Consider the following 26,604-nt stretch of genomic DNA (forward strand, 5'->3'; position numbering starts at 1 on the left):
GATAACCCCGGTGCGCCGGGGTTAAGCCATTTTTTCGCCAAAGCTCAGACGGGCGATGGTGTCACACAACCAGGCCAGCGCCGGGTCTCGTCTGGCCTGTCGTCCGGCGACCAGATCGATAGAAAACTCAGTTACCGCCAGCTCTGTCGGCAGCGGCAGGAAGCGAATCTTTGCCGGGTCGGCAAATTGCTGGGCGACGCTGGTGGCCAGGGTGGCGATCAGATCGCTGTCGGCCACGACCGCAGGCAGCGCGATAATATGTGAGAAGGTTGCCGCAACCCGCCGTTCCAGCCCCATTTCAGTTAACCGCCGATCTATGATCCCCCGTGCCGAACCGTCGTCCGACGGTGCATAAAGCGCGTGTGGTAGGCTAATGTATTGCTGTAAACCCCAGCTTTCGGCCGCCACCTGCGGGTGGTGTCGGCTGGCGATACAGGTAAAACTCTCGTTAAACAACGGCTGCACCAGCATGCCGTCTGAGACCTCAAGGTGTCCACCCAGTGCTACGTCGATCTCTCCTCGCTCAAGTTGTTGCGCCAGCGTGCGCCGATCCAGCCGGGAGACGCGGATATCCATACCGGGCGCATCCCGACGCAACCGACTGATGATGGAAGGTAACAACGTAATATCGACATAGTCACCGGCCGCCAGCCGAAAGCGGCGCTGACTGGCGGTCGCCGGATCGAAGCGGGTTGGCGGCGTTAGCGTCTGATGGATCTGTTCCAGCACCGGTTGTATCTGCAGCATCAGTTGGTGAGCGCGTGCCGTCGGCATCATGCTGCCGCCGCTGCGAACGAACAGCGGATCGTCAAACAGCGTGCGCAGTCGGGCCAGAGCATTGCTGACCGAGGGTTGAGCACGATTCAGACGCTGACCTGCGACGGTGACATTACGCGTTTGGTATAACGCCTCAAACACCACCAGGAGATTGAGATCGACACTGGATAAATTCATTTTATGAATACTCTATATACAGATAATCCATTTCCAGAATCATACCGCGTTGTTTAGGCTGGGAGCACGCTGATTCAATAACAACATAAGGTGTGACGATGGACAGGGTATTGGTGACCGGCATTGAGCCGTTTGACGGCGACGCGATCAACCCCTCATGGCAGATTGCGCAGGCGCTGGCCGGGGAACAGATAGCCGGTGCGGAAGTTGTGGTGCGCGAATTGGCCTGTGTACTGGGTTTATCCAACCAGCAACTTATCGCGGCGATCGAAGAGTTGCGGCCGCGGGCAGTGATCTGTTTGGGGTTAGCTGGCGGGCGCGTGGAAATCTCTATTGAGCGTGTGGCCGTCAACCTGATCGACGCCCGTATTCCGGATAATGCCGGTAAACAACCTATAGACGTACCTGTGGTGGCGGGAGGGCCGGTGGGTTACTTCTCCACGCTGCCGGTGAAGGCGATCGTGCATCATTTGCGTCAGTCAGGCATTCCGGCCGCGGTATCGCATACGGCGGGCACCTATAACTGCAACCAGCTGTTTTATGGGCTGAGTCATCATATCGCCAGCCATAATCTGGCAATCAAAGGCGGGTTTATCCACATTCCGTACAGCCATGAGCTGGCGGTCAATCATCCGGGCAAACCGAGCATGGCGTTAGCGACGATGATTGAGGCGGTGCGCAGTATTGTGCATACCACTTTGACGGTCGGGGAGGACTTAACGATTTCCGGCGGGGCGCTGCATTGAGTCAATAACAGGGCGCAGTTCACAATGACTGCGCCCTTAAACATTACTCGTCGCTAACGCGGATCACCAGCTTGCCGAAGTTCTTGCCTTGCAGCAGGCCGATAAACGCCTGTGGCGCATTTTCCAGTCCGTCGACCAGATCTTCGCGGAATTTGATTTTTCCCTGCTCAATCCATTCGCCCATCTGCTGCAGGAATTCGCCAAAACCTTCTGCATAGTCATCGAAAATAATAAAGCCCTGCATGCGGATGCGCTTGCGCAAGATCAGCCCTTGCAGCATCGGCAGGCGATCCGGACCGGCAGGCAAGTCGGTGGCGTTATAGTGGGCGATAATGCCGCACACTGGAATACGCGCCTGGGTATTGAGCAGCGGGATCACAGCATCAAATACCGCACCGCCGACGTTTTCATAATAAATGTCGATACCCTGGGGGCAGGCGGCGGCCAGTTGTTCGGCAAAATCAGGCGCCCGGTGATCGACACAGGCATCGAAGCCCAGCTCTTCTACCACATAGCGGCATTTCTCTTTACCGCCGGCTACGCCGACCACGCGGCAACCTTTAAGCTTGGCGACTTGTCCGACAACGGAACCGACAGCACCACTGGCAGCAGCCACCACCAGGGTTTCACCGGGTTTCGGCTGACCGATATCCAGCAGGCCCATATAAGCGGTGAAGCCCGGCATGCCCAAGACTCCGAGCAGACGGGAAGGGTGTTTTTGATCCGGACCGAGGTTACGCAAGCCGCTGCCGTCAGACAGCGCATAATCTTGCCAGCCGTCGTAACCCAACACCCAGTCACCGGGTTTGAAGTCAGGATGCTGTGATGTAACCACGCGAGATACCGTGCCGCCAACCATCACTTCACCGATCTCTACCGGTGGGGCATAAGAAGGAGCATCGCTCATTCGGCCGCGCATGTAAGGATCAAGTGACAGGTAAACGGTGCGTAACAGCAGTTGGCCGGCAGTGGGTTGCGGTATCGTCGTTGTTTCCAGACGGAAATTGTCTGCGGTAGGTTCACCGTGCGGACGTGAGGCTAACAGAAAACGGCGGTTTTGTTGCGTAGACTGGGACATCGTAGACTCCTTAAGCGGACACGGGCCCTAAGTCTAGACAATCCTTGGCAAGGGGAAATGGCCTAATGTGCTCAGCCTCAAAGAGGAATGATCAGCACGTCGATATGGCTGGTATTGATAAAGCGCGCCGCAGAGCAGGAAACCTTGTTCATCATGCTGTCACTGTGATTGCCACAGATCACCAAATCAAAGGTTTGCTGATGGCTGGCGTAGTTGAGGCTGTCGCCCAGTTCGCCGTGGACGATCAGCGTATCGGCTATCGGGTAGTCGGCCCGCAGGCGCAGCTCTTCCATAAACAGCAGCGTTTCCTCTTCCATCAACGCGCGCAGATCGCCCAACATCGGCCCGGCGAAGTTATTGTACATTTCGGGATTGGCGATCATGCTCAGCAGGGTGATTTTGCCGTTGTAGGGACGCACGATGGAAACGGCTTTTTCAACCAGGCGGTGGCTGTCGGCCGCCACGGCGACGGTAACCAGAACGTTTTGATATCCCATCTTCCACTCCTGTTTCCTGTTCTTTGGGGAAAGGGTAGAGCCTGGCGACGCTAATAAATGTGTTTTGTATCACGCGCGTCAATAAATCCCAGGCTATTGCCGTTATTTAGCAATAAAAGATAAACCGATACGCGCGTGTAATAAAAAATTATAGCACCTGTGCCCACAGCGTTTTTGGCACCTTGCCCAAATCGAACAATTTACCGGCAACCAGTTCGGCGCGACGATGATCGGCAGCACGGTACATGTTGCTGATTTCAATATCATTATCAATGGAGTAGTTAAGCTTGTCGTACACTTTTTCCACGCTGTCCAAACTGGTGCATTTACGGAATGTCATCAGGTAATCCAGGGTATCAGTCATGATTAAAATATAGCCTGTTAAGAGTTGTAGCCGGACGAAGAAACATCACCCTGTCATCATGACAGCAGCAAAAGTGTGATGTGTGACCTGAAAAATTAATTTCAAATAAATAAATTTCGATACGGTAATAAATGGCTGCGAGCAAGTTGATTCTGCGTCGAGAATAATAATATGCCCGTGCGTTGTCGGCAATGCCAACCTGCTGATTGGCTCGCAAAATAGGGAAAGCCTCAGGCTGCAAAAGTCCAGAAGAGCAGATCGGCAGGGCATTTCTTGCGATGAATGTACAGGCAACATGCCCTGCCAGGTGTTCCGCGAGGATGAAGTTGCCACGGGTGAATGAGTGCAAAGCGGGGATGTGATGCCCCTATTCGTTCACAGGATGCGTGAGCCGGCTGTCAGGGGGTAACTTGAATTTGATTGGGGAGATATGAAACCAGCGTATAAAATAAAATAAAACTACGTTTTATTTTATAAGAGTGACAGGAAATGACACCGGTTTTTATTGGCTAATAAACATCAGGTGCGATTTAAAAGGTTTTCTGCCAGCCGATAAAAAATTATTAAAGTTTTAACTAATATTGCCGATAAATCGTCTTGGGGTAATTCACCTAAAAAAATCCGAAACCTGCCGCTTTCATTCCCTTTATCGTGAAACATATGGTTACGACTACTGTCTTGTTCACAACCTAAGCGAGACTTTGTTAACCAAATGCGATCATTAGCTGAAAAATAAAACAACCGAACACTCGAATTTTAAGTCAAATCCGAAACCCAATAGCCTTATAGTTTACATGCGTTATTTTTCAATGCGGATAGTTTATGAGTTATTAAACGGTTATTTATACTGTCTTTATCAGCTACGAGCAGATTTTTGTTCTGTTATTTTAGTTTGGTAATGCTTTTGTTCGAATTGATCTAAAAAAGATATTTTTTTGGCTTATATACATTGTTTTTAAGACGTTTTTTTACTTATGGTCATTTTTTGTCCCAAAACAAGGTTAAAAAACACACCGCAAAGCGAATATTTGGCTTAAATATTTTTTATTTTTGTGATGCAGATCACATTGTATTTAAAATTGCCTCTCACTTACATTGTGTGTGCTAATGGTTCGGGGGTAGAGTTGCGCTGCATTAGGAATAATCTTATTAATTTTGTAAAAATAGTTTCACGGTGATTAAACACTGCTGGAGCAAAATGCTGTACATCCATACACGTTGGTTTGCGCACGTATCAAATACTGAATGACGGTCCGAATTTAGTGATGTTGAAAATTTATAACGGTCGTTATTCAGGGATTCATTTGCCAACTTAGGGAACAAACCCAGGTCACGGGCGATAAAAATTATCACCCAGCGTATGTTTTTAAACATAGTCTGTCGGGATGGGGAATATGGGTACGTCTGAATTACTTAAGCATATTTATGACATTAATTTGTCATATTTACTTTTAGCACAGCGTCTGATTAATGATGAAAAAGCATCGGCAATGTTCCGTCTGGGTATCGACGAAACCATGGCTGATGCGCTCGCTCAACTCACGTTACCGCAAATGGTTAAACTGGCTGAGACCAACCAGCTGGTGTGTCAATTCCGTTTTAACGATCACCATACGATTGAGCGCCTGACGAAAGAGTCGCGCGTGGACGATCTGCAGCAAATTCATACCGGCATTTTGCTATCAAGCCATTTACTGCAAGAGCTGTCGGCTAAAGACGGTAGTGCGACGAAGAAAAGAGCTTGATGATGGCAGAGAAAAGTATTGTTCAGGAAGCCAAGGATATTCAGCTGGCCATGGAGCTGATCACGTTGGGTGCCCGTTTGCAGATGCTGGAAAGTGAAACTCAGCTCAGTCGTGGGCGTTTGATCAAGTTGTATAAGGAGTTGCGCGGCAGCCCGCCGCCCAAAGGGATGTTACCGTTCTCGACCGACTGGTTTATGACCTGGGAACAGAACATTCATTCATCGATGTTTTATAACGCCTATAGCTTCCTGATGAAAAGTGGGCACTGTACTGGCGTTGAAGCGGTAATTAAAGCCTATCGCCTGTATCTGGAACAGTGTCCTCACGCGCCGGGAGAACCGCCGTTGCTGGCGTTAACCCGAGCCTGGACGCTGGTGCGTTTCGTCGATAGCGGTATGCTGCAGCTTTCTGCCTGCAACTGCTGCGGCGGGACTTTTATCACCCACGCGCACCAGCCGTTGAACAGTTTTGTTTGCAGTTTATGCCAACCCCCATCCCGCGCAGTAAAAAGACGTAAACTTTCGCCGCAACTGGCCGATATTATTCCTCAACTGCTGGACGAGCAGGTTAAACGCGCGATTTGAGCCGGCGACAGCGCCGGTTTATCCAGACCTAAACCGATTTGTGAAATGCAGGGTTCGGCATACCGAACCCATCGGCGCAGCCCAGCCTGCTGCGTCGGTGCGTCTCAAACGCGCGCTTAGCCCACCTTCCATCCACATTGTTAATTTAAGGAATGCGTGTGTTAGTTATTTTGGGTTATCTCGTGGTATTGGGTGCGGTCTTTGGGGGCTACCTGATTGTGGGGGGCCATCTGGGCGCACTTTATCAGCCGGCCGAATTTTTAATTATCGGCGGCGCAGGTATCGGCGCTTTTATCGTGGGCAACAACGGTAAGGCGATAAAATCCACCCTGCGCGCCATTCCCAAGCTGATGCGCCGTTCAAAATACAGCAAAGATTTATACATGGATTTGATGGCGCTGCTGTACCGGCTGCTGGCCAAGTCGCGCCAGCAGGGCATGCTGTCTCTAGAGTTCGATATTGATAATCCGCAGGAAAGTGAAATTTTCTCTAATTATCCGCGCATTCTTGCCGATAACACCCTCGTAGAGTTTATTACCGATTACTTACGGCTGATGGTGAGCGGCAACATGAATGCGTTTGAGATCGAAGCGTTGATGGACGAAGAGATCGAAACCTTTGAACAGGAAAGCGAGGTGCCGGCAGGCAGCCTGGCGATGGTCGGTGATTCGTTGCCGGCCTTCGGTATTGTTGCGGCGGTAATGGGGGTGGTGCATGCGCTGGCCTCAGCCGATCGCCCGGCGGCCGAACTGGGGGCGCTGATCGCCAACGCGATGGTCGGTACCTTCCTTGGTATTTTGCTGGCCTACGGTTTTATCTCGCCGCTGGCGACCCTGTTACGGCAGAAAAGCGCCGAAAACGTCAAAATGATGCAGTGCATCAAGGTCACTTTGCTCTCCAGTCTGAACGGCTATGCGCCGCAGATTGCGGTCGAATTCGGCCGTAAAACGCTGTACACCACCGAGCGTCCGTCCTTCGTCGAGCTGGAAGAACATGTGCGTCGGGTGAAAGCGCCGGCACAGCAGGCGACGGAAGAAGAACAGGCATGAAGCAGAATCATCCGGTTATTCTGGTCAGAAAACGCAAGTCGCATCAGGCCAGTCACCACGGCGGCTCTTGGAAGATTGCCTATGCCGACTTTATGACGGCGATGATGGCATTCTTCCTGGTGATGTGGCTGCTGGCGATCGCCAGTCCGCAGGAACTGACACAAATCGCCGAATACTTCCGTACGCCGCTGAAAGTGGCGCTGACGACCGGCGACAAAAGCAGTTCGGAAAGCAGCCCGATCCCTGGAGGTGGGGATGATCCTACCCAGCAGGACGGACTGGTGAAAAGGCAGATCGATACGCTGGAGAAGCGTGACGAGGAGCTGCGGCTAAACAAGCTGCGAGAGAAACTGGATGAGCTGATTGAGTCCGATCCGCGTCTGAAAGCGCTGCGTCCGCACCTGCTGATCAACATGATGGATGAAGGTTTACGCATCCAGATCATCGACAGTCAAAACCGCCCGATGTTTAAAACCGGCAGCGCGCAGGTTGAAAGCTATATGCGAGATATCCTGCGGGCGATTGCTCCGATCCTCAATGACCTGCCGAATAAAATCAGCCTGTCTGGTCATACCGACGATATTCCTTACGCCAGCGGTGAGCGCGGTTACAGCAACTGGGAACTTTCGGCCGATCGTGCCAATGCTTCACGGCGCGAACTGATCGCCGGTGGGTTGTCGGAAGGCAAAGTGCTGCGGGTGGTGGGCATGGCCGCTACCATGAGTCTGAAACAGCACGGCGCCGACGATGCCATCAACCGCCGCATCACGGTTCTGGTGCTGAACAAACAAACCCAGCAGGGCATTGAACACGAAAATGGCGAAAGCAACGCGATGGATGTCGCCCAGCCGGTCGAATTGAAGTCGCTGGCCCCTGCAGCGACGGCACCGGCCACCCTCATTGCACCGGAGCAGCCGGCGGCTGTCCCTACACCGATTAACAGCGACTCACAGCAGAGGTGATCCCGTGAGCATGGATATTAGTGCGTTTTATCAGACCTTTTTTGATGAAGCAGACGAGTTGCTGGCCGACATGGAGCAACACCTGCTGGAGCTGGATCCGTTGGCTCCGGACATTGAGCCGCTGAACGCCATTTTCCGCGCAGCACACTCAATCAAGGGCGGGGCGGGCACCTTTGGCTTTTCGGTGCTGCAGGAAACTACCCACCTGTTGGAGAACTTGCTGGACGGTGCACGGCGTCAGGAAATGAGCCTCAGCACCGAGATTATCAACCTGTTTCTGGAAACCAAAGACATTATGCAGGAGCAACTGGACGCCTATAAAACGTCGCAAAAGCCTGACGCCGACAGCTTTGAATACATCTGTCAGGCGCTGCGGCAGCTTGCGTTGGACGCACAGCAGCAGGATGCCTCTGTAGCGCATTCGGTCACGGAACATGCCGCCGCCACGCCCGCGGCGATTGAAGGCGGGATGCGGGTTTGCCTGTGCGGCCTGAAGCCGAACGAAGTGCCGCTGATGCTGGAAGAACTGGGGAATTTGGGCGAGGTGAAAAACCCGCATCAGACCGAAAGCAGCCTGGAAGTGACGCTGCTGACCTCCGCCAGTGAAGATGACATCAGTGCGGTACTCTGTTTTGTGCTGGAGCCGGAGCAAATCAGCTTTGCCACGCCGCCGCAGGCCGAGACGTCAGTGGTTGCCCCTGAGCCGGCCACGCCGGTTGTTGCAGCATTGCCGGTCGCCAAAGCGGACCCTGCGGTGGCCGAAGCGCCAAAGGCGCGGGCCAAGGCCAGTGAATCCACCAGCATCCGCGTAGCGGTAGAGAAAGTGGACCAATTGATCAACCTGGTCGGCGAACTGGTGATCACCCAGTCGATGCTGGCGCAGCGTTCGGGCGACCTGGATCCGGTCAATCACGGCGACCTGCTGAACAGCATGAGCCAGTTGGAGCGCAACGCGCGCGATCTGCAAGAGTCGGTGATGTCGATCCGTATGATGCCGATGGAGTACGTGTTCAGCCGCTTCCCGCGGTTGGTGCGCGATCTGGCCGGCAAGCTGAATAAACAGGTAGAGCTGCAGTTGCAGGGCAGTTCAACCGAACTGGACAAGAGCCTGATCGAACGCATTATCGATCCCTTGACCCACCTGGTGCGCAACAGCCTGGACCACGGTATTGAAGATCCCGACACGCGCATCGCCGCCGGTAAATCGGCGGTGGGTAATCTGATCCTGTCGGCGGAGCATCAGGGCGGCAATATCTGTATCGAAGTGACCGACGACGGTGCCGGCCTGAACCGCGAGAAAATTCTCGCCAAGGCGGCCTCACAGGGACTGGCAGTCAGTGACAGCATGAGCGATGAAGACGTTGGGATGCTGATCTTCGCTCCGGGTTTTTCCACCGCCGAGCAGGTGACCGACGTATCCGGCCGCGGTGTTGGCATGGACGTGGTGAAGCGAAATATTCAGGAGATGGGGGGGCACGTAGAAATCCACTCTCAGGCAGGTAAGGGCACCGCGATCCGCATCCTGCTGCCGTTGACGCTGGCGATCCTCGACGGCATGTCGGTCAAGGTAAACGACGAAGTGTTTATTCTGCCGCTCAACGCCGTGATGGAATCCCTGCAGCCGCAGGCCGAAGACCTGCATCCGTTAGCCGGTGGCGAGCGGGTGTTGCAGGTGCGTGGCGAATATCTGCCGCTGGTGGAACTGTTCCGGGTGTTTGAAGTTGCAGGTGCCAAAACCGACGCTACCCAGGGCATTGTGGTGATCCTGCAAAGCGCCGGTCGTCGCTATGCGTTGCTGGTGGATCAGCTGATCGGCCAGCATCAGGTGGTGGTGAAGAATCTGGAAAGCAACTATCGCAAAGTGCCGGGCATTTCCGCGGCCACTATTCTCGGTGACGGCAGCGTGGCGCTGATTGTCGATGTCTCGGCGCTGCAAACGCTGAACCGTGAACAGCGTCAGACCGACGCAGCCGCATAATAATTAATCTATTGATTTGAAGGGTGAATGACATGGCAGGACTGGCAACCGTCAGCAAACTGGCTGGCGAAACGGTAGGGCAAGAATTCCTGATTTTTACCTTGGGCAATGAGGAATATGGCATTGATATCCTCAAGGTGCAGGAGATCCGCGGCTACGATCAGGTTACGCGTATCGCCAATACTCCGGCCTTTATCAAGGGCGTCACCAACCTGCGCGGCGTGATTGTGCCGATTATCGATCTGCGGGTGAAGTTCGCTCAGCAGGACGTATCCTACGATGAAAACACCGTGGTGATCGTGCTGAACTTTGGCCAACGGGTGGTGGGTATCGTGGTTGACGGCGTGTCCGACGTGCTGTCGCTGACCACCAAGCAGATCCGTCCTGCGCCGGAATTTGCCGTGACGCTGGCGACCGAATACCTGACCGGCCTGGGTTCACTGGGTGACCGCATGTTGATCCTGGTGGATATCGAAAAGCTGCTGAGCAGCGAAGAAATGTCACTGGTCGACAGCGTGGCCAAAAGCGCCTGATCTGTCTGAATGGTTACCCAGAGGCTCGATATATGGTGCCTCTCAGGCGGCTAACAATGTCCGTTATTAGGGAGAGCGTGCCGAAGGGGTCGTAGCGGCTTGTCCGCCGGAGTGCCCCTCGGTGCGCTAGGCCCGGGTATCTCAGTCTCAAAGGCAACCTTTGCATCAAAATCCTACATAAAAATAGTTACCTCCCCGCATAAAGTTCTTCCCCGCCGCGCCGATAACTCTGTCAATCAACGTAATCAGGGCCTGTCCGCGCGGGCGTTTAACAAGGGAAAACATGTTTAATCGTATGAAGGTGGTCACCAGCCTGTTACTGGTGCTGGTGTTATTTGGCGCCTTGCAGTTGGTATCAGGCGGGCTGTTCTTCTCCTCACTGAAGAATGACAAAGAAAACTTCACCGTATTGCAGACCATTCGCCAGCAACAGTCCGAGCTGAACGAAAGCTGGGTCAACCTGCTGCAGGCCCGCAACACGCTCAACCGTGCCGGTATTCGTCACATGATGGACACCAATAACATTGGCAGCGGTGCCACTGTGGCCGAGCTGCTGGCGCGAGCCAAAAGCAACCTGGTGGTGGCGGAGCAACACTACGCCGCCTATGACAAAATCCCTCTCAATGCCCGCCAGGACGCGCAGTCGGCCGAAAAGCTCAAGCAGCAATACGGCATTCTGCACGGCGCGTTAACCGAACTGACCGTATTGCTGGGTGAGGGCAAGATCAACGCCTTCTTTGACCAGCCGACGCAAAGCTATCAGGACGCGTTCGAAGATATCTACAACACCTACCTGGCGCAAAACGACAAGCTTTATCAGAGCGCAGTAGAAGACAGCAACAACTCCTTCAACTTCGCACTCTGGACGCTGGCGGTAGTGTTACTGGTGGTCCTGGCAGTGATCGTCCTGGTGTGGAGCGGCATTCACCACATTCTGGTGCGTCCGCTGAACCGCATGATCGAGCACATCAAAATGATTGCCGCCGGCGATCTGACCCAGCAGATTGCAGTGAACAGCCGCAATGAAATGGGCGTATTGGCCGCCAGCCTCAAACATATGCAGAACGAACTGATCGACACCGTCAGTGGGGTCCGTCAGGGTGCCGATGCTATCTATAGCGGTGCCTCTGAAATTGCCGCCGGCAACAACGATCTCTCTTCTCGTACCGAACAGCAGGCCGCCTCACTGGAGGAAACCGCTGCCAGCATGGAGCAGTTGACCGCCACGGTGAAACAGAACGCCGAAAATGCACGTCAGGCCAGCCAGTTAGCGTTGAGCGCCTCCGAAACCGCGCAGAAAGGCGGCAAGGTGGTGGCCAATGTGGTGCAAACCATGCACGACATTGCCGGTAGTTCACAGAAAATTGCCGACATTACCGGCGTGATCGATGGCATTGCTTTCCAGACCAACATCCTGGCATTGAACGCAGCGGTAGAAGCGGCTCGCGCCGGTGAACAGGGCCGTGGCTTTGCGGTAGTGGCCGGTGAAGTGCGTAATCTGGCCCAGCGCAGTGCGCAGGCGGCGAAGGAAATCAAAGGGCTGATCGAAGATTCCGTCAACCGCGTTGATATGGGCTCGGTGCTGGTGGAAAGCGCCGGGGAAACCATGGGCGATATCGTCAATGCGGTTACCCGTGTCACCGACATCATGGGGGAGATCGCCTCGGCGTCCGACGAACAGAGCCGTGGCATCGACCAGGTTGGTCAGGCGGTAGCAGAAATGGACCGCGTTACCCAGCAGAACGCCTCACTGGTGGAAGAGTCCGCTTCTGCGGCGGCGGCGCTGGAAGAGCAGGCCAGCATGCTGACCCAGTCGGTGGCGGTATTCCGTTTAAAAGCGGCAGGCCAGGATGAGTTCAAAATGCCTGCCAGCAGCAAGGCAACAGTAACACCGGTACTCAATCATAAAAAAATGAACGCCAGCGATCCGCAGGATAACTGGGAAACGTTCTAACCGGCATTAGGCCTCCTTCCTGTTCGGGGGGAGGCCAATTCCCCGTCGTGAGCTGGCCATCGGCCGGCTGCAAGGAGGTTCACAGTGTTTAACCGAATCCGCGTCTCTACCAGTCTGTTTCTGTTGTTGATGACTTTTTGTGTTATGCAGTTGGCCACCAGCGGCTTGTCGTACACCGCTTTCCGTTCTGATAACCACAATCTGAATCTGATCACCCTCGGCAGCCAGCAGCGCGATGCCCTCAGCCTGAGCTGGGTATCGCTGCTACAGGCGCGTAATACGCTCAATCGTGCCGGTACCCGTGCAGCGCTCAAACTGCCGCAGGATCAGGTCAATGCGCTGATGGGCAATGCGCGCAGTTCACTGCAAAAAGCCGACCTCTATTTCAACCAGTTCCTGGCGGTACCGCGTAACAGCGAACAAGAACAACAGCTGACCGCAACCACCAAGGCCAGCTATGACCGGCTGCGAAATACCCTGAGAGAGTTGATTGGTTTCCTGGAAAACGACAACCTGCAGGCGTTTATGGACCAGCCGACGCAGAAAACCCAGGACCTGTTTGAAGCCGATTTTGTCCAGTACCTGCAACTGGTGAGCGCCAACGTCAGCGAAGCCAATGCGGCGAATCAGCGCTCCTTCACCCTGTCCGGCTGGTTGGTGGCCGGTGCGGTACTGATGCTGATCGTGGTCACCGGCAGTGCCATGTGGTGGTTACGTAACATGTTGGTACGGCCGCTGAATATCATGCGCAGCCACTTTGACCGCATTGCCGCCGGCGATCTGGCCACACCGATCCAGGTGTATGGCCGTAATGAAATCAGCCTATTGTTCGCCAGCCTGCAGCGCATGCAGCAATCGCTGATCGGCACCGTGGGTGCCGTGCGCGATGGCGCGGAATCGATCCTGATCGGCCTGCAGGAAATATCCGAAGGCAACAACGATCTCTCTTCCCGTACCGAACAGCAGGCGGCCTCGCTGGAAGAAACCGCCGCCAGCATGGAGCAACTGACTGCCACGGTGAAACAGAATGCCGATAACGCACGTCAGGCTTCACAACTGGCGCGTGACGCCTCGACCACCGCAGCCAAGGGCGGCGAGCTGGCGGGGGGCGTGGTGACTACCATGCACGACATTGCCAACAGTTCGCAGAAGATTGGTGCCATTACCAGCGTGATCGACGGCATTGCCTTCCAGACCAATATCCTGGCGTTGAACGCAGCGGTTGAAGCGGCGCGTGCCGGTGAACAGGGCAGAGGCTTTGCGGTGGTGGCCGGAGAAGTACGCAACCTGGCGCAACGCAGCGCGCAGGCGGCGAAAGAAATCAAAGGGTTGATCGACGAGTCGGTCAGTCGCGTCAAGCAAGGCTCGGTGCTGGTAGAAAACTCCGGTGCCACCATGCAGGACATCGTGCGTTCGGTCACCCGGGTGACTGACATCATGGGCGAAATCGCCTCGGCGTCGGATGAACAGAGCCGCGGCATCGAACAGGTGACGCAGGCCGTGACCCAGATGGATCAGGTCACCCAACAGAACGCCGCACTGGTGGAGGAAGCCGCCTCGGCGGCCACCGCACTGGAGGAACAGGCGATCACCCTGGCCGATGCGGTGTCGGTATTCCGCCTGGCGGACGATAACTTCACCGCACCGACTCATTCTCAAGACGCAGTTTCACCCGTGGTAAAGGAAGCCCCAGATTGTCAAACCGCATAAGCAGCCCGTTTTTTCTGAGTGACATGGTATGAAGCCGGCACCCTCGACCCCTAACCGAGATCCTGCGACATTGCTGACGCAGATGGTGCAACGCCTGCCGTTGCTGGACGTGCATTTTCGCCGTATCAGCCAACTGATTTACCAGCGCGCCGGCATCGTGCTGGCGGAGCACAAGCGTGAGATGGTTTACAACCGCCTGGTACGACGCCTGCGACTGCTGGGCCTGAACGACTTTGGCGATTATCTGGCGCTGTTGGAAAGCGATCCAAACAGCGCCGAATGGCAGGCGTTTATTAACGCATTGACCACCAACCTGACGGCCTTTTTCCGTGAGGCGCATCACTTTCCGATCCTGGCGGAGCATGCACGCTCACGACCAAACGGCTATTGCGTGTGGAGCACGGCAGCATCGACCGGGGAAGAACCTTACTCGATCGCTATCACCCTGAGTGAAGTGTTGGGGCAACGCGCCACTGGCTGTCAGGTGTGGGCCAGCGACATCGATACCCAGGTGCTGGAAAAAGCCGAAGCGGGGGTGTATCGCCAGGAAGATCTGCGCACCCTGACGCCGACGCAGATGCAACGCTATTTCCTGCGCGGCACCGGGCCGCATCAGGGATTGGTGCGGGTGCGGCCGGAACTGGCGGGGCGGGTGAATTTTCAGTCGCTTAACCTGCTGGCGCCGGAATGGGCGCTGCCGGGGCAATTTGACGCCATTTTCTGTCGCAACGTGATGATCTATTTCGATAAGGCGACACAGGAGCGCATCCTGCGGCGCTTCGTGCCCTTGCTTAAACCGGGGGGGCTGATGTTTGCCGGTCACTCCGAGAACTTCAGCCAGATCAGCCGGGATTTCTACTTGCGTGGGCAGACCGTGTATGGCCTGACCAAGGAGAGGTAATGAATAAAATCAGAGTATTGTGCGTCGACGATTCGGCCCTGATGCGCCAGTTGATGACCGAAATTGTGAACAGCCACCCTGATATGGAGATGGTGGCGAGCGCACCGGATCCGCTGGTGGCACGCGATCTGATCAAAAAGTTTAACCCGCAGGTGCTGACGTTGGACGTCGAAATGCCGCGTATGGACGGCCTCGACTTCCTGGAAAAACTGATGCGTCTGCGGCCAATGCCGGTGGTGATGGTGTCGTCGCTAACTGGTAAGGGTTCGGAAATTACGCTGCGGGCGCTGGAACTGGGGGCGGTGGATTTTGTCACCAAACCGCAGTTGGGCATTCGCGAAGGCATGCTGGCCTACAGCGAACTGATCGCCGAGAAAATCCGTACGGCGGCCAAGGCGCGGTTACCCCAACGCTCCAACAGCCCGGCCCCGGCGATCCTCAGCCATACGCCGCTGCTGAGCAGTGAAAAGTTGATTGCCATTGGTGCCTCTACCGGCGGTACCGAAGCGATCCGTCAGGTGTTGCAACCGTTGCCGGCCACCAGCCCGGCGCTGTTGATTACCCAACATATGCCACCGGGCTTTACCCGCTCGTTTGCCGAACGGCTGAACAAGCTGTGCCAGATCACGGTGAAAGAGGCCGAAGACGGCGAACGCGTGCTGCCGGGTCATGCCTATATCGCACCGGGCGATCGTCACCTGGAACTGTCACGCAGCGGGGCTAACTATCAGGTGAAACTGCACGACGGTCCGCCGGTTAACCGCCATCGGCCGTCGGTGGACGTGCTGTTCCGCTCGGTCGCGCAATACGCCGGGCGCAATGCCGTGGGGGTGATCCTGACCGGCATGGGCAATGACGGTGCCGCGGGCATGCTGGAAATGCACCGCGCCGGTGCCTATACCCTGGCGCAGAACGAAGCCAGCTGTGTGGTGTTCGGTATGCCGCGCGAAGCGATCGCCACCGGTGGTGTCAATGAAGTGGTGGAGCTGGAACGCATGAGCCAACGCATGCTGGCGCAAATTGCCGGCGGCCAGGCATTACGTATTTAATTTTATGTTGCCGCCGACGGCGGCAGTTGTTTTGCATCTTTAACGGTTAAACCTTGGGAGTAAAAATGGCAGACAAGAGCCTTAAGTTTCTGGTGGTGGATGATTTTTCCACTATGCGTCGCATCGTCAGAAACTTGCTGAAAGAGTTGGGATTTAACAACGTAGAAGAAGCCGAAGACGGCGCGGATGCGTTGAACAAACTGCGTGCTGGTGACTTCGATTTCGTGGTCTCCGACTGGAACATGCCGAACATGGACGGTCTGGAGCTGTTGCAAACCATCCGCGCCGATGGCGCTCTGGCGAGCATGCCGGTGCTGATGGTGACGGCGGAAGCCAAGAAAGAAAACATTATCGCGGCGGCGCAGGCCGGTGCTAGCGGTTACGTGGTGAAACCTTTTACGGCGGCAACGCTGGAAGAAAAGCTCAATAAGATCTTTGAAAAACTGGGCATGTAAGGAGAGGGCGATGAGAGACATTCCAATGCCTGCCAGCGATGCGGCAACCGCGGGGGAGATTATCTCTCGCATTGGCCAACTGACGCGCATGTTGCGTGACAGCATGCGTGAACTGGGGCTTGATCAGGCGATCGCCCAGGCGGCAGAGGCAATCCCGGATGCACGCGATCGTCTGGATTACGTGGTCACCATGACGGCGCAGGCGGCGGAACGGGCGTTGAACTGTGTGGAAGCCGCGCAACCGCGCCAGGCGGAGCTGGAGTCAGAAGCCAAGGCGTTAAAAGGCCGCTGGGACGACTGGTTCGCTGATCCGATCGAACTGGACGACGCGCGTGAACTGGTGACCGATACCCGTCAGTACCTGGAGCAGGTGCCGGAACATACGGCATTTACCAACGCCCAGTTGCTGGAAATCATGATGGCGCAGGATTTCCAGGATCTGACCGGTCAGGTGATCAAACGCATGATGGACGTGGTGCAGGAGATTGAAAAGCAGCTGCTGATGGTGCTGATGGAAAATATTCCTGAACAGCCGGCAAAAGAGAAAAAGCCGAACGACAGCCTGCTCAACGGCCCGCAGCTCGACCAGAACGGTGCCGGTGTGATCGCCAATCAGGCGCAGGTCGACGACCTGCTCGACAGTCTGGGTTTCTGATGTCCTCTGGGGCGTAGCCTTGCTGCGTCCCAGCTGTTCGATACCGTCATGGCGACTTAACATTTCTTCATCCCGCAAATAACCCGCCTTTTCCCCCGCTGTTCCATCAATGAAATCAGCATTTTTTTGGCATGCTGACGGCAATTTTATTCCCTCCCGGCACAGGAAACTCGTCCGTGGCTGAAGACAGCGATCTGGAAAAAAGCGAGGCCCCCACACCCCATCGGGTGGAAAAGGCGCGTGAAGATGGCCAGATCCCGCGTTCGCGCGAGTTGACGTCGGTGTTGATGCTGGTGGCCGGGCTGTCGATCATCTGGCTGGCCGGCGACAATATGGCGCAACGCTTGGCCATGATGCTAACGCAGGGCCTGAACTTCGATCACAGCATGGTCAGCAACGACAAACAGATGCTGCGCCAACTGGCGACCTTATTGCAGCAGGCGGTATGGGCGCTGTTGCCGGTGATGGCGGGGTTGACGCTGGTGGCGATCACCGCGCCGATGCTGCTCGGTGGCCTGCTGTTGAGCGGCAAATCGCTCAAGTTTGATTTAAAGCGTATGAATCCGCTGTCCGGGTTGAAACGGATATTTTCCAGTCAGGTGCTGGCGGAACTGCTGAAGGGCGTCCTGAAGGCGACGCTGGTGGGCTGGGTTACTGGTTTATACCTGTGGCACAACTGGGCGGCGATGCTGCACCTGGTGACGCAACAGCCGCTCGATGCGCTCGGCAATGCACTGCAGATGATCATCTTCTGTGGCTTGCTGGTGGTACTGGCACTGACGCCGATGGTGGCGTTTGACGTGTTTTATCAACTGTGGAGCCACTTCAAAAAACTGAAGATGACCAAGCAGGACATCCGTGACGAGTTTAAGGATCAGGAGGGCGACCCGCACGTCAAAGGGCGCATCCGTCAGCAGCAGCGCGCCATGTCCCGACGGCGGATGATGGCCGACGTGCCGAAGGCCGACGTTATCGTGACCAACCCGACGCACTACGCCGTCGCACTGCAGTACAACGACAAAAAAATGAGCGCACCTAAGGTCCTGGCCAAGGGGGCCGGTGAAATTGCGCTGCGTATCCGTGAGCTGGGTATGGAACACCGCATTCCGATGCTGGAAGCGCCGCCACTGGCGCGTGCGCTGTACCGACACAGCGAGATTGGACAACATATTCCTGCCACCCTGTATGCCGCCGTGGCCGAAGTTCTGGCCTGGGTTTACCAGCTAAGACGCTGGCGGCGCGAAGGGGGGCTGATCCCGAAAAAACCTGAACGTTTACCGGTGCCGGAAGCACTGGATTTTGCTGGAGAAAGTGACACTAATGGCTAATTTGGCCGCCTTGCTTCGTTTGCCGGGCAGTTTTAAAGATACGCAGTGGCAGGTATTGGCCGGGCCGATACTGATCCTGATGATCCTGTCGATGATGGTGTTGCCCTTGCCGGCATTTATCCTCGATCTGTTGTTCACCTTCAATATTGCCTTGTCGATCATGGTGCTGCTGGTAGCCATGTTTACCCAGCGCACGCTGGAATTCGCGGCATTCCCTACCATCTTGCTGTTCTCGACCTTGTTGCGCCTGTCGCTCAACGTAGCTTCGACGCGCATCATCCTGATGGAAGGACACACTGGCTCCGCCGCTGCCGGTCGCGTGGTGGAGGCCTTTGGTCACTTCCTGGTGGGCGGTAACTTCGCCATCGGTATTGTGGTGTTTATCATTCTGGTGCTGATCAACTTTATGGTTATCACCAAGGGGGCCGGGCGTATCGCGGAAGTGGGCGCACGCTTTGTACTCGACGGCATGCCGGGCAAGCAGATGGCGATCGACGCCGATCTCAACGCCGGTCTGATCGGTGAAGAAGAGGCGAAAAAACGCCGTTCCGAAGTGACGCAGGAAGCGGACTTCTACGGTTCGATGGACGGTGCCAGCAAGTTCGTCCGTGGTGACGCGGTGGCCGGCCTGATGATCATGATGCTGAACGTGGTCGGTGGCCTGTTGGTTGGGGTGATCCAGCACGGCATGGAACTGGGCGCAGCGGCGGAAACCTATACCTTGCTGACTATCGGTGATGGCCTGGTGGCGCAGATCCCGGCGCTGGTCATTTCGACCGCCGCCGGTGTTATTGTGACCCGCGTGGCGACCGATCAGGACGTTGGCGAGCAGATGGTTAGCCAACTGTTCAAGAATCCGCGAGTCATGCTGCTCAGTGCCGCGGTCCTCGGCCTGCTGGGCATGGTACCGGGGATGCCGAACCTGGTCTTCCTGCTGTTTACCGCCGGTCTGCTGGCCCTGGCCTGGTGGCTGCGCGGGCGGGAACAGCAAGCGCCAAAAGAACAGGAAGCGCCAATAGTGCAGGATAATCCGCAGGCGGTGGAAGCCAGTTGGTCTGACGTGCAGTTGGAAGATCCGCTGGGGATGGAGGTCGGTTACCGGCTGATCCCGATGGTGGATTTCCAGCAGAACGGTGAACTGCTCGGCCGTATTCGCGGCATTCGTAAAAAGTTTGCGCAGGAGATGGGTTACCTGCCGCCGGTGGTGCATATCCGCGACAACCTGGAACTGCCGCCGGCCAGCTACCGTATCCTGATGAAAGGGGTAGAGATCGGCAGTGGTGAAGCGCAACCGGGACGTTGGCTGGCGATCAATCCGGGCAACGCAGTGGGTGAATTGGCAGGGGATAAAACCACCGATCCGGCCTTTGGGCTGGAAGCGGTATGGATCGACAGCGCACTGCGTGAGCAGGCGCAGATCCAGGGCTTTACCGTGGTAGAAGCCAGCACCGTAGTGGCGACCCACCTTAATCACCTGATTGGCCAGTTTGCCAGCGAGCTGTTTGGCCGACAGGAAACACAGCAGTTATTGGATCGTGTCGCACAAGACATACCAAAACTGACCGAAGATTTCGTGCCGGGTGTGGTGACGCTGACCACGCTGCATAAGGTATTGCAGAACCTGTTGACGGAGCGGGTTTCGATCCGCGATATGCGCACCATTATCGAGACATTGGCGGAGCATGCGCCGTCCCAGACCGATCCCTATGAGTTGACCACCGTAGTGCGGGTGGCGCTGGGGCGGGCCATCACCCAGCAGTGGTTCCCGGGCAACGGCGAGATCCAGGTGATAGGTCTGGATACCCCGCTGGAACGTTTGCTGTTGCAAGCCCTGCAGGGCGGTGGGGGTCTGGAGCCGGGGTTGGCGGATCGCTTGCTGGATCAGGCCAAGCAGGCGTTGCAGCGACAGGAAATGCTCAGTGCGCCACCGGTATTGCTGGTGAACCACGCGCTACGGGCGTTATTGGCGCGTTTCTTGCGCCGCAGCCTGCCGCAGCTGGTGGTGTTGTCGAATCTGGAAATCAACGACGACCGTCAAATCCGCATGACCTCAACCATTGGGGCCGCATAATGAAATACCGCATGGCGTTAATCTGCCTGTTGGCGCCGCTGAGCTTGCAGGCGGCATCGGGTTCCTGGGTGGCCGACAGCGTCGGTGCTACGCTGGAATACGGTGGTGAACGGGGTGAGTCACCCAGGCTGCGTGCGCCAAATGAATTACCGGATGTGAATGCGCGTATCACCAGCGTAAGTTGGCGTTACCGATTACTGGCCGCCGAACCGGCCGGCATGCAGGTGCAACTCTGTACCCTGAGCCGCTGTATTGTTCTGGGGGGCGGCAGTGGCAGCAGCACCGGGCTGCAGGGTGAACCGGCAAATGCCGAACTGCGTTTTGTTTATTACGTGCAGGCGCGCGGCAGTTTGAATCCGCCGCTGCGGGTGATCAGCAATCAGGTGATTGTGAATTACCAGTAATGGTTAAGCCAGGATCGCCAGACCGTTGCGGTCGACCAGCGACAGTAGCTTCATCGCGGCGGAGTTGGGAACGGCTTCGCCGCGTTCCCATTTTTGCACCGCCTTTTTGCTGACGTTCAGATGCAAGGCAAACACTGGCTGGCTGACGTTCTCGCGCTCGCGCAGGGCGCGGATGTCCGCTGGGGTATATTGTTTGACCGGGCGTAAACACAGCATATCGAAGGTGCGCATGGTGCCGGCATCAACAAATCCGGCCTGATACAGCTCCTGCACTTCCTGGTGGATCTCAGCAAGGATCTTGCTCATAGGTCAGTCTCCTCAACCTTTTGTCATTAACCAACTGATAAAGCCTGAAAGGGGAATAGTCCAGATAGAGCGCAGCAAGGCGCTTTAACCCGACCAATTCATCACTGGAAATGTTGTCCATTTCATTTTTGGCAAATCCCCGCATGAAAAAAAATCGGTCCTCATCTCGAAAGGCAATAAGTACCCGGTAGCCACCGCGTTTACCGCCACCCGCCCGGGCGACTCGTTTCTTATAAACGCAACTGCCCAAATTGGCATCGTACAGTTGGTTTTGTATTTCTCGCGCAGCTTTGATTACCGTGGTATCGCTAATGCGTTCGTGGGCAGCGAATGCCTGAAATGTTTTGGTGAGGTAAATATCGGTCATTCACACTCCCTGTGAAACTATCCCCTTTACGGGTATAGATCAAGTGGTTTAAAAAACAACACAGGGTGGGGGAATGGGATGGAACATAACAGATGGAAATACCAGGTATGTATAGTGTTACGAAAATAAAATCAGAGGGTTAGATAGAATGGCAACGGAAGTGCGAGTTATCTCGCATTGGGAAGCAATGCACCCGGTTGAACGCAGAGCTGACCGGGTGAGTGCCATTAATTAAACGCCGATTTTTCGCCCGAGCACACTGGCGTTGCGCGACTGGCCATCGGGGCCGTACAGCGATTTGTTTTGCTTGCTCAGAATCGCCAACGCCTGGGCGTTGTGATCGATCTGCTGATTGAGCAGCATGCCGTTATGCTGGTTTTTTTCCCGCAGCCGTTGGCTGAGCGACTGCACCCGTTGCCAGGCTTCTGCCAGACGCGGATGTGCAGAATAGGGCGCCTGTAGTCCTTGCGCACTTTCCTGCTTCAGCCGCTGCTGCTCCAGATAGTTTACCGTGGCCAGCAGCTGGCTTTTGGCGTCGGTGGCACGTTGCAGCGCCACGCCCGGTAATTGACCGGAGCACAGCAAATGATGTTCTTCCGCCAGCACCGTATCCAGCGCTTGCAGCGTTTCCAGCAGCTTATTGATCAGTTGCGCCAGATTTTCCATTACGATAAATCACCTTTCAAAGAGTTCCCTGGTGTTTAACCCGGCGGTTAAACCTTTGGCGTCGGGTTGTCGTTTGACATCCACTGGGCGTCGCTTTGCGCGTCCTGCAGCAGGGCATCGGCAATTTTACCGGCATCCATTTTCAGTTCGCCGTTGCGGATCGCCTGCTTGATGGCGTCCACCCGGTTCATATCAATATCCTGCGTCCCTGGCTGCATCAGGCGTGCTTGCGCATCGCTCAACTTTACCTGGGTACCGCTGACGGTGCTTTCCGTCTGGGCGGCCTTGCGTGGCTGAAGTTGATTTTCAGCCGGCGTCTCACGCGGTTGCACCGTTGGAACGGGTTGCAGCCGCTGGGTGCGATCGATACTCATGGTCAATCTCCATCGATGCCGTCGCCGCGGGGGCAATGGCGGATACTTTTTGTGGCCCTGGCGGCCAATAAAATACTGCTTATGACTTTATTATCGGCAAGGTTTGATAAACCTTTACCTTTTTATACCCGTCATCTTTCAAGCCGCAGCGTTGTTACCTGCACTCGCTCACCCCAGTTACTTACTCGAGTAAGCGCCTGGGGATGAGCGAGCTGGTTGCCTAACTGCAACTTGAAAGCTATAGGGTATGTAGCATGATGCGAATTGCACCGTCGTCACCGACAATGCCGCTAACAATTTGCCCGGAGGCCATGCGTACTCTGACGCTATCTTCGGTAGCGGCGTTGTTCATCGCCTTGCCTGAACCGCTGATGTTAAATCCGTCCCCCTGCGCGCTGACCTGTACCGCCTGACCGGCCTTGATCACCCAGGCACGGCGCAGCATGGCGAAGGTCAGCGGCTGGCCGGGGCTGATATTGCGCAGACTGACGGCCCCCAGCGCCTTGCCGGTTTCGGTCAGTGTGCGGGGGGCCAGGGTGTCGAGTCGACCGGTTTTCAGCCTGATGTCCGCCTCTGTCAACTTACTGCCTGCGCTGATACCGCGTGCTGACACCAGGTATTTGCCGATCACCTGAACCTGCGTCTGGATAAAACGCCGCTCCTGACCGCAGCGTGCCGAGACGCTGATATTGCCCCAACGGCGGGCATTCGGTGCGAGTGACAGCTGCGGAAATTCGCACTGTGGCCACTGGGCCGCGGGCGTGCGCACCAGCACTTTAACCTGTACCGGGCTGCCACTGAATTGGCTGCTGATGAAGCGATCGATCTGCGCCGTCAGATCCTCGGCCCGTGCGTTCAGGCTGCACAGCAGGGTGACCAACAGCAGTATTTTACCTTTCATCTTCGCTTCCTCAGGAACCATCAGGGTGCGCGTAAGTGTACCCGGACTGCGCTCAGGCTAAGCAGATAAATAGCGACGCATTTTGCCCTTATTCCCGCGATCGGCTGGCGGAAGGGGCGTTTATGCTGTCGGCTCCAAATTCTAACCTCGCGGAGGGAGCATGATCGACAAACTGGACGCTGCTCTGCGCTTTGGTCAAGAGGCGCTGAACCTGCGCGCCCAGCGGCAGGAAATTTTGGCCGCCAACATCGCCAACGCAGACACCCCGGGCTATCAGGCACGGGACATCGATTTCGCCGGCCAACTGAATAAGGTGCTGGAACAGGGCCGCGTTAGCGGCAGTGGCATTGCGCTGAACATGACGTCGGCGCGCCACATTCCGGCGCAGAACATGCAGCCGCCACAGCTCGACTTGCTGTTCCGCGTACCGGATCAACCCTCAATGGACGGCAACACGGTGGACATGGATCGCGAACGTACCAACTTCGCCGATAACAGCCTGAAGTATCAGACCGATCTGACGCTGATCAACGGTCAGATCAAAGGAATGATGTCAGTGTTACAACAAGGATAAGGCGCATGTCGCTACTGAATATTTTTGATATTTCCGGCTCGGCGCTGTCTGCCCAGTCGCAACGTATGAACGTCAGCGCCAGTAACATGGCCAACGCCGACAGCGTCACCGGCCCGGATGGTCAGCCTTATCGGGCCAAACAGGTGGTGTTTGAAGTTGCCGCCGCCGCCGGGCAACCCACCGGGGGTGTTCGTGTGGCGCAGGTGGTAGACGATCCGGCACCGGAGCGTCTGGTTTACCAACCGGGCAACCCGCTGGCGGACGGCAAAGGCTATGTGCGCATGCCGAACGTGGATGTGGTGGGTGAAATGGTCAATACCATTTCCGCTTCCCGCAGCTATCAGGCCAACGTTGAGGTGCTCAACACCACCAAGTCGATGATGATGAAAACCCTGACGCTGGGTCAATAACCGGAGTTTGCCATGGCCATTGCCGCAACCACCAATGAATCGCCGAATAACACCGTCATCGGTGCCAACAACAAAACCACCAACAGTCAGGATCTGAACAACAGCTTCCTGACGCTGCTGGTGGCGCAGTTGAAGAATCAGGATCCGACCAACCCGATGCAGAACAATGAACTGACCTCTCAGTTAGCGCAAATCAACACCGTTCAGGGCATCGAAAAACTCAATACCACGCTGGGCTCGATTTCCGGCCAGATCAACAGCAATCAGTCACTGCAAGCCAGTGCGCTGATCGGCCACGGTGTGATGGTACCTGGCAGCAACATTCTGGCCGGCAGCAAAGACGGCAAGGTCAGCACCACGCCGTTTGGTCTGGAACTGGAGCGTGCGGCCGACTCGGTGACCGTCACCATTACTGACGAGACCGGCAAAGCGGTGCGCACTATCGAACTCGACGGCCTGACCGCCGGTGTGCATTCGTTTAGCTGGGACGGCACGATGACGGATGGTACCGCTGCACCCGACGGTGCCTACAGCTTTACCATCAGCGCCAAGGGCAACGGTGAGCAACTGGTGGCGCGCAGCCTGCATTTTGGCATGGTCAACGGCGTTATCCGCGAAGCGAATGGCGCGAAGCTGGATCTGGGTCTGGCGGGCAGCACCACGCTGGATGAAGTCCGGCAGATACTTTAATTCGATTTTTTTCACTCATTCATTGGGCGTTATCGGACGATAGCCTAAACAATATTCGGAGAATGACATGGCCTTTTCTCAGGCAGTAAGCGGCTTGAACGCGGCAGCAACCAACCTGGACGTGATCGGTAACAACATCGCCAACTCCGCCACTTCCGGTTTTAAATCTGGCAGCGTTTCTTTTGCTGACATGTTTGCCGGCTCGCAGGTGGGGTTGGGTGTCAAGGTGGCCGGCATCACCCAGAACTTTAAGGGCGGTACCACCACCGGTACCAGCCGTGCGTTGGACGTGGCGATTTCTGGCAACGGTTTCTTCCGTATGCAGGATCAGGACGGCGGCATTTTCTACAGCCGTAACGGCCAGTTCAAACTGGATGAGAACCGCAACCTGACCAACATGCAGGGTCTGCAGCTGACCGGCTACCCGGCGGCCGGTACGCCACCGACCATTCAGCAGGGCGCTAACCCGGTGCCGCTGAGCATTCCTGAAGGCATGATGAACGCCAAGGCGTCGACCTCCGGTACCATGGTCGCTAACCTGAAATCCACCCATAAGGTGCCGGACAACAAGACCTTCGATCCGGCCAAGCAGGATTCCTATAACTACGTCAACACCATCACCGCATACGACTCGTTAGGCAATTCGCACAACATCAATGCCTATTTTGTGAAGACCGACGACAACAAGTGGCAGGTCTATACCCAGGATAATCCTGCTGCGCCGGTCGATGCGGGCACCATGACCTTCGATACCAGCGGCAACCTGACCAGCACCACCAGTAAACAAGGTGCCACCGCTGAGTTCAGCATGCTGATCCCGATGTCCGCCAAAGATGGGGCTCCGGCGCAAAACCTGACTCTGAGCTTTGCCAAGAGCATGCAGCAGAGCGTCAGTGCCGACTCGGTTAGCAAGGTATCCCAGGATGGCTATGGCGCCGGTGAGTACACCAATTTCCAGATTAACAACGACGGTACGGTGGTGGGCATCTACTCCAACCAACAGACTCAGGTGCTGGGCCAGATCGTCATGGCTAACTTCTCCAACCCTGAAGGTTTGTCCTCGCAGGGCGATAACGTCTGGCAGGAAACCGGTGCATCGGGTCAGCCACGTGTGGGTATTGCGGGCGGCGGCGGCCTGGGCAAGTTGAACAGCGGCGCGCTGGAAGCGTCCAACGTCGATCTGAGCCAGGAACTGGTGAATATGATCGTCGCCCAGCGTAACTACCAGTCAAACGCCCAGACCATCAAAACCCAGGACTCCATTCTGCAGACGCTGGTCAGCCTGCGCTAATAGGATTG

General features: G+C 55.9%; 29 protein-coding genes. 20 read left to right on the forward strand and 9 right to left on the reverse strand.

Annotation, left to right across the window (positions count from 1 at the left end; translation table 11 throughout):
- Positions 1–21 precede the first annotated feature (21 nt).
- Positions 22–954: a LysR family transcriptional regulator gene (locus tag OC597_RS07160; RefSeq protein ID WP_261284891.1), complete on the reverse strand. Its 933-nt coding sequence runs from the start codon at positions 952–954 to the stop codon at positions 22–24.
- Between the two features lie 98 nt (positions 955–1,052).
- On the opposite strand from OC597_RS07160, the gene pcp reads away from it, so the two are divergent.
- Positions 1,053–1,700, forward strand: a complete 648-nt coding sequence (gene pcp / locus OC597_RS07165) for a pyroglutamyl-peptidase I (protein WP_261256246.1) — start codon at positions 1,053–1,055, stop codon at positions 1,698–1,700.
- A gap of 43 nt (positions 1,701–1,743) precedes the next feature.
- On the opposite strand, the gene curA is transcribed toward pcp, so the two are convergent.
- The 3 genes from curA to ydgT form a co-directional block, all read right to left on the reverse strand.
- Positions 1,744–2,778 carry an NADPH-dependent curcumin/dihydrocurcumin reductase gene (gene curA / locus OC597_RS07170; RefSeq protein WP_261462834.1) on the reverse strand — a complete coding sequence of 345 codons (1,035 nt, stop codon included), beginning with the start codon at positions 2,776–2,778 and terminating at the stop codon, positions 1,744–1,746.
- 77 nt (positions 2,779–2,855) lie between these two features.
- The gene (uspC, locus tag OC597_RS07175; RefSeq protein WP_099064662.1) at positions 2,856–3,275 is read right to left on the reverse strand and encodes a universal stress protein UspC; all 420 of its coding nucleotides are present in this window, start codon (positions 3,273–3,275) and stop codon (positions 2,856–2,858) included.
- A gap of 148 nt (positions 3,276–3,423) precedes the next feature.
- A complete protein-coding gene (gene ydgT, locus OC597_RS07180) occupies positions 3,424–3,639 on the reverse strand; it encodes a transcription modulator YdgT (RefSeq protein ID WP_012145712.1) in 216 nt (71 codons plus the stop codon).
- 1,394 nt (positions 3,640–5,033) lie between these two features.
- Between ydgT and flhD the strand changes: the two genes are divergently transcribed.
- From flhD to OC597_RS07255, 15 genes are all read left to right on the forward strand, one after another.
- Positions 5,034–5,384 (forward strand): flagellar transcriptional regulator FlhD, encoded by a 351-nt coding sequence (gene flhD, locus OC597_RS07185; protein WP_017893242.1) that lies wholly within the window; start codon positions 5,034–5,036, stop codon positions 5,382–5,384.
- Positions 5,384–5,968 (forward strand): flagellar transcriptional regulator FlhC, encoded by a 585-nt coding sequence (gene flhC, locus OC597_RS07190; RefSeq protein WP_157765463.1) that lies wholly within the window; start codon positions 5,384–5,386, stop codon positions 5,966–5,968. The genes flhD and flhC overlap by 1 nt, the downstream gene beginning before the upstream one ends.
- Positions 5,969–6,126: 158 nt before the next feature.
- Positions 6,127–7,017 carry a flagellar motor stator protein MotA gene (gene motA / locus OC597_RS07195; RefSeq protein ID WP_037418923.1) on the forward strand — a complete coding sequence of 297 codons (891 nt, stop codon included), beginning with the start codon at positions 6,127–6,129 and terminating at the stop codon, positions 7,015–7,017.
- Positions 7,014–7,979, forward strand: a complete 966-nt coding sequence (motB, locus tag OC597_RS07200; protein ID WP_262208201.1) for a flagellar motor protein MotB — start codon at positions 7,014–7,016, stop codon at positions 7,977–7,979. Before motA ends, motB begins: the two co-directional genes overlap by 4 nt.
- A 4-nt stretch (positions 7,980–7,983) precedes the next feature.
- Entirely contained in the window at positions 7,984–9,957 is a 1,974-nt protein-coding gene (gene cheA, locus OC597_RS07205; RefSeq protein WP_262208203.1) for a chemotaxis protein CheA, read from the forward strand.
- 32 nt (positions 9,958–9,989) lie between these two features.
- Positions 9,990–10,490, forward strand: a complete 501-nt coding sequence (gene cheW, locus OC597_RS07210) for a chemotaxis protein CheW (protein WP_262208205.1) — start codon at positions 9,990–9,992, stop codon at positions 10,488–10,490.
- Between the two features lie 283 nt (positions 10,491–10,773).
- Entirely contained in the window at positions 10,774–12,444 is a 1,671-nt protein-coding gene (locus OC597_RS07215; RefSeq protein ID WP_261256255.1) for a methyl-accepting chemotaxis protein, read from the forward strand.
- A gap of 84 nt (positions 12,445–12,528) precedes the next feature.
- The gene (locus tag OC597_RS07220) at positions 12,529–14,154 is read left to right on the forward strand and encodes a methyl-accepting chemotaxis protein (protein ID WP_262208206.1); all 1,626 of its coding nucleotides are present in this window, start codon (positions 12,529–12,531) and stop codon (positions 14,152–14,154) included.
- 28 nt (positions 14,155–14,182) lie between these two features.
- On the forward strand, positions 14,183–15,055 hold the full coding sequence (gene cheR, locus OC597_RS07225; RefSeq protein ID WP_026142427.1) for a protein-glutamate O-methyltransferase CheR: 873 nt from the start codon (positions 14,183–14,185) through the stop codon (positions 15,053–15,055).
- Entirely contained in the window at positions 15,055–16,104 is a 1,050-nt protein-coding gene (locus OC597_RS07230; RefSeq protein WP_099064657.1) for a protein-glutamate methylesterase/protein-glutamine glutaminase, read from the forward strand. Before cheR ends, OC597_RS07230 begins: the two co-directional genes overlap by 1 nt.
- 65 nt (positions 16,105–16,169) lie before the next feature.
- Positions 16,170–16,559: a chemotaxis response regulator CheY gene (gene cheY, locus OC597_RS07235; RefSeq protein ID WP_012145701.1), complete on the forward strand. Its 390-nt coding sequence runs from the start codon at positions 16,170–16,172 to the stop codon at positions 16,557–16,559.
- A 10-nt stretch (positions 16,560–16,569) separates the two neighbouring features.
- The gene (gene cheZ / locus OC597_RS07240; RefSeq protein ID WP_037418947.1) at positions 16,570–17,214 is read left to right on the forward strand and encodes a protein phosphatase CheZ; all 645 of its coding nucleotides are present in this window, start codon (positions 16,570–16,572) and stop codon (positions 17,212–17,214) included.
- Between the two features lie 176 nt (positions 17,215–17,390).
- A complete protein-coding gene (gene flhB, locus OC597_RS07245; RefSeq protein WP_261424253.1) occupies positions 17,391–18,542 on the forward strand; it encodes a flagellar biosynthesis protein FlhB in 1,152 nt (383 codons plus the stop codon).
- Positions 18,535–20,613, forward strand: a complete 2,079-nt coding sequence (flhA, locus tag OC597_RS07250; RefSeq protein ID WP_261424252.1) for a flagellar biosynthesis protein FlhA — start codon at positions 18,535–18,537, stop codon at positions 20,611–20,613. Before flhB ends, flhA begins: the two co-directional genes overlap by 8 nt.
- The gene (locus OC597_RS07255; protein WP_261256263.1) at positions 20,613–21,017 is read left to right on the forward strand and encodes a flagellar protein FlhE; all 405 of its coding nucleotides are present in this window, start codon (positions 20,613–20,615) and stop codon (positions 21,015–21,017) included. Before flhA ends, OC597_RS07255 begins: the two co-directional genes overlap by 1 nt.
- A 3-nt stretch (positions 21,018–21,020) precedes the next feature.
- On the opposite strand, the gene OC597_RS07260 is transcribed toward OC597_RS07255, so the two are convergent.
- The 5 genes from OC597_RS07260 to flgA form a co-directional block, all read right to left on the reverse strand.
- Positions 21,021–21,323, reverse strand: coding sequence for a helix-turn-helix domain-containing protein (locus tag OC597_RS07260; RefSeq protein WP_006321467.1), 303 nt, complete (start codon positions 21,321–21,323; stop codon positions 21,021–21,023).
- Positions 21,304–21,690: a type II toxin-antitoxin system RelE/ParE family toxin gene (locus tag OC597_RS07265; RefSeq protein ID WP_261256266.1), complete on the reverse strand. Its 387-nt coding sequence runs from the start codon at positions 21,688–21,690 to the stop codon at positions 21,304–21,306. Before OC597_RS07265 ends, OC597_RS07260 begins: the two co-directional genes overlap by 20 nt.
- A gap of 231 nt (positions 21,691–21,921) precedes the next feature.
- Positions 21,922–22,356: a flagellar protein FlgN gene (locus OC597_RS07270; RefSeq protein WP_262208209.1), complete on the reverse strand. Its 435-nt coding sequence runs from the start codon at positions 22,354–22,356 to the stop codon at positions 21,922–21,924.
- A 47-nt stretch (positions 22,357–22,403) separates the two neighbouring features.
- On the reverse strand, positions 22,404–22,730 hold the full coding sequence (flgM, locus tag OC597_RS07275; protein WP_219016529.1) for a flagellar biosynthesis anti-sigma factor FlgM: 327 nt from the start codon (positions 22,728–22,730) through the stop codon (positions 22,404–22,406).
- A 238-nt stretch (positions 22,731–22,968) separates the two neighbouring features.
- Complete coding sequence (flgA, locus tag OC597_RS07280; RefSeq protein WP_261284889.1) at positions 22,969–23,631, reverse strand: flagellar basal body P-ring formation chaperone FlgA; 663 nt, start codon at positions 23,629–23,631, stop codon at positions 22,969–22,971.
- 160 nt (positions 23,632–23,791) lie between these two features.
- On the opposite strand from flgA, the gene flgB reads away from it, so the two are divergent.
- The 4 genes from flgB to flgE all read left to right on the forward strand — a co-directional run bounded on the left by flgB (position 23,792) and on the right by flgE (position 26,596).
- Positions 23,792–24,205: a flagellar basal body rod protein FlgB gene (gene flgB / locus OC597_RS07285; RefSeq protein WP_012145692.1), complete on the forward strand. Its 414-nt coding sequence runs from the start codon at positions 23,792–23,794 to the stop codon at positions 24,203–24,205.
- Positions 24,206–24,210: 5 nt separating this feature from the next.
- Positions 24,211–24,615: a flagellar basal body rod protein FlgC gene (gene flgC / locus OC597_RS07290; protein ID WP_020827521.1), complete on the forward strand. Its 405-nt coding sequence runs from the start codon at positions 24,211–24,213 to the stop codon at positions 24,613–24,615.
- Between the two features lie 12 nt (positions 24,616–24,627).
- The gene (flgD, locus tag OC597_RS07295) at positions 24,628–25,305 is read left to right on the forward strand and encodes a flagellar hook assembly protein FlgD (RefSeq protein ID WP_261256269.1); all 678 of its coding nucleotides are present in this window, start codon (positions 24,628–24,630) and stop codon (positions 25,303–25,305) included.
- Positions 25,306–25,372: 67 nt separating this feature from the next.
- Complete coding sequence (gene flgE, locus OC597_RS07300) at positions 25,373–26,596, forward strand: flagellar hook protein FlgE (RefSeq protein ID WP_261256271.1); 1,224 nt, start codon at positions 25,373–25,375, stop codon at positions 26,594–26,596.
- Positions 26,597–26,604: the final 8 nt, after the last annotated feature.

It is taken from the genome of Serratia proteamaculans (assembly GCF_946227095.1).
Lineage (GTDB): Bacteria > Pseudomonadota > Gammaproteobacteria > Enterobacterales > Enterobacteriaceae > Serratia > Serratia proteamaculans_E.